A 2,681-nucleotide genomic window follows, 5' to 3' on the forward strand; every position below is an offset into this window, starting at 1 on the left:
CCGGTCACCGAGATGATCACCGGCGTCGACATCGTCAAGGAGCAGCTGCGCATCGCTGCCGGCCTGCCGCTGTCGTTCACGCAGGACGACATCCGCATCAGCGGCCACGCCGTCGAATGCCGCCTCAACGCCGAGGACCCGGACACCTTCCTGCCCTCGCCGGGCACGATCACGCGCTACCACGCGCCGGGCGGTCCGGGCGTGCGCGTCGATTCGCACCTGTACGCCGGCTACCGCGTGCCGCCGAACTACGACTCGATGATCGGCAAGCTGATCGCGCACGGCGAGACCCGCGAGGTCGCGATCGCGCGCATGCGCAATGCGCTGGCCGAGCTCGTCGTCGACGGCATCAAGACCAACGCGCCGCTGCACCGCCGGATCATGGCCGATGCCAACTTCATCGAAGGCGGCACCGACATCCACTATCTGGAAGCCAAGCTCGGTCTCAAGAGCTGAAACCCGCGGGAGGTCCGCCACCGTGTGCAAGGACGAGGAGGATGACGCCCTGAGCTGGCTGCAACTGACGCTCGAAGCCGGTGACCACACGGTCGTGCAGCTCGAAGACGCGCTGCTCGAAGCCGGCGCCGTGGCCGTGACGCTTTCCGATGCCGTCGACGAGCCCGTGCTCGAACCGGCCCCCGGCGAAACGCCGCTGTGGCGGCGCACGCTGGTCACCGGCCTGTTCGACGCCGGCACCGATGTCGAGACCGCCAAGCACCTGGTCTGCGCCGCCCTCGGCTGCGACGAGCTGCCCGAGGCGCGCATCGGTGCGCTCGAAGAACGCGACTGGGTGCGGGCGTGGATGGATCACTTCCATCCGATGCGCTTCGGCCGGCGGCTGTGGGTGGTGCCGAGCTGCCGCGAGCCACCCGAGCCCGAGGCCGTGAACCTGCTGCTCGATCCGGGCCTCGCCTTCGGCACCGGCACGCATCCGACCACGGCGCTCTGCCTCGAATGGCTGGACGGCGTCGAACTCGCCGGGCGTTCGGTCATCGACTACGGCTGCGGCTCCGGCATCCTCGCGATCGCCGCGCTGAAGCTCGGTGCCGCCAGCGCCCACGGCGTCGACATCGACCCGCAGGCGCTGCACGCGACGCGCGAGAACGCCGCCGTCAACGGCGTCGACAAGCACCTGCGCGTCGGCCTGCCCGAAACCCTGCCCGGCCAAGCCGCCGATGTCGTGCTCGCCAACATCCTCGCCGGCCCGCTGCTGATGCTCGCGCCGCGGCTCGCCGCCGCCACCCGGCCCGGCGGCCACGTCGTGCTCGCCGGCCTGCTCGAACGCCACGCCGATGAGCTCGAAGCCGCCTACGGCGAATGGTTCGAGATGCAGCCGCGCGGGCTGCGCGAAGGCTGGGTGCGGCTGCACGGCATCCGCCGCTAGCGGCCGCGCTGCGGCCGGCCCGTCGAATCCGCCCCGCACCGGCCCGGGGCAAGCTGCTCCGCCCCCCCCCGAGGTTCCGCTGCCGTGCAGATCGGCCCGCATGTGCTTCCCTCCCCGCTCGTCCTCGCGCCGATGGCCGGCGTCACCGACCGGCCGTTTCGCACGCTCTGCCGCCGGCTCGGCGCCGGGCTCGCGGTTTCGGAGATGGTCACGTCCGACGTGCGCCTGTGGCACACCGGCAAATCCCGCCGCCGGCTCGATCACGCCGGCGAGGACGGCATCCGCAGCGTGCAGATCGCCGGTGCCGACCCGGCGCAGATGGCCGAGGCCGCGCGCCAGAACGTCGGGCGCGGGGCCGAGATCATCGACCTCAACATGGGCTGCCCGGCGAAGAAGGTCTGCTCGGTGGCCGCCGGCTCGGCGCTGCTGCGCGACGAGGCGCTGGTCGCGCGCATCCTCGGCGCCGTGGTCGCGGCGGTCGAGGTGCCGGTGACGCTGAAGATCCGCACCGGCTGGGACCGCGCCAGCCGCAACGGCGTGACGATCGCCCGCATCGCCGAGGACTGCGGCATCCGCGCCCTCGCCGTGCACGGACGCACGCGCGCCGATGCCTTTGCCGGCGAGGCCGAGTACGACACCATCGCCGCGATCAAGGCCGCCGTGCGCATCCCGGTGATCGCCAACGGCGACATCGACGGCCCCGAGAAGGCCCGCGCCGTGCTCGAACACACCGGCGCCGATGCGCTGATGATCGGTCGCGCCGCGCAGGGCCGGCCGTGGATCTTCCGCGAGATCGCGCATTTCCTCGCCACCGGCGAGCGCCTGCCCGAACCGGGGCCGGCCGAGGTGTGCGCGCTGCTGCTCGAACACCTCGAACAGCTCTATACCTTTTACGGCGAGGACGCCGGCGTGCGCATCGCCCGCAAGCATCTCGGCTGGTACTGCGGCACCCGCCCCGGCGGCGCGGCGCTGCGCAGCCTCGTCAACCAGACGGTCAGCAGCCGGGAACAGCTCGCGGCCGTACGTGATCTGTTCGACCGCCTCGAAACACAACAGGACCCGCTGGCCGCATGAACCCCACCGACCTCGACCCGCCCCCGGCTCCCGCCCCGGCCCCTGCCCCGCTGCGCGCCCACGTACAGGCCGCGCTGCACGACTACTTCCGCCAGCTCGAAGGCCAGATGCCGACCGGGCTGTACGACCTCGTCCTGCAGGAGGTCGAGCGCCCGCTGCTCGAAACCGTCATGCACTTCACGCACGGCAACCAGACCCGGGCCGCCGAAGTGCTCGGCATCAA

3 protein-coding genes and 1 pseudogene are annotated in these 2,681 nt (G+C 71.9%); all 4 read left to right on the forward strand.

The window, feature by feature from the left end; genetic code table 11:
• Positions 1 to 456, forward strand: a pseudogene (locus PKE44_RS17995) (acetyl-CoA carboxylase biotin carboxylase subunit); the annotation flags it as partial.
• 49 nt (positions 457 to 505) lie between these two features.
• Positions 506 to 1,384 (forward strand): 50S ribosomal protein L11 methyltransferase, encoded by an 879-nt coding sequence (gene prmA / locus PKE44_RS18000; protein ID WP_324554006.1) that lies wholly within the window; start codon positions 506 to 508, stop codon positions 1,382 to 1,384.
• Positions 1,385 to 1,516: 132 nt separating this feature from the next.
• On the forward strand, positions 1,517 to 2,458 hold the full coding sequence (dusB, locus tag PKE44_RS18005) for a tRNA dihydrouridine synthase DusB (protein ID WP_324554008.1): 942 nt from the start codon (positions 1,517 to 1,519) through the stop codon (positions 2,456 to 2,458).
• Positions 2,455 to 2,681: helix-turn-helix domain-containing protein (locus PKE44_RS18010; RefSeq protein WP_324554004.1), on the forward strand; the 227-nt coding region annotated here is incomplete at its 3' end. The genes dusB and PKE44_RS18010, both read left to right, overlap by 4 nt.

Source organism: Plasticicumulans sp. (genome assembly GCF_035331805.1).
Taxonomy (GTDB): Bacteria; Pseudomonadota; Gammaproteobacteria; order Competibacterales; family Competibacteraceae; genus Plasticicumulans.

What these genes read in the sequence shown, in the direction of transcription:
- dusB (WP_324554008.1), top strand. Translation starts at nt 1,517, where the DNA reads ATGGCCGGCGTCACCGACCGGCCGTTTCGCACGCTCTGCCGCCGGCTC.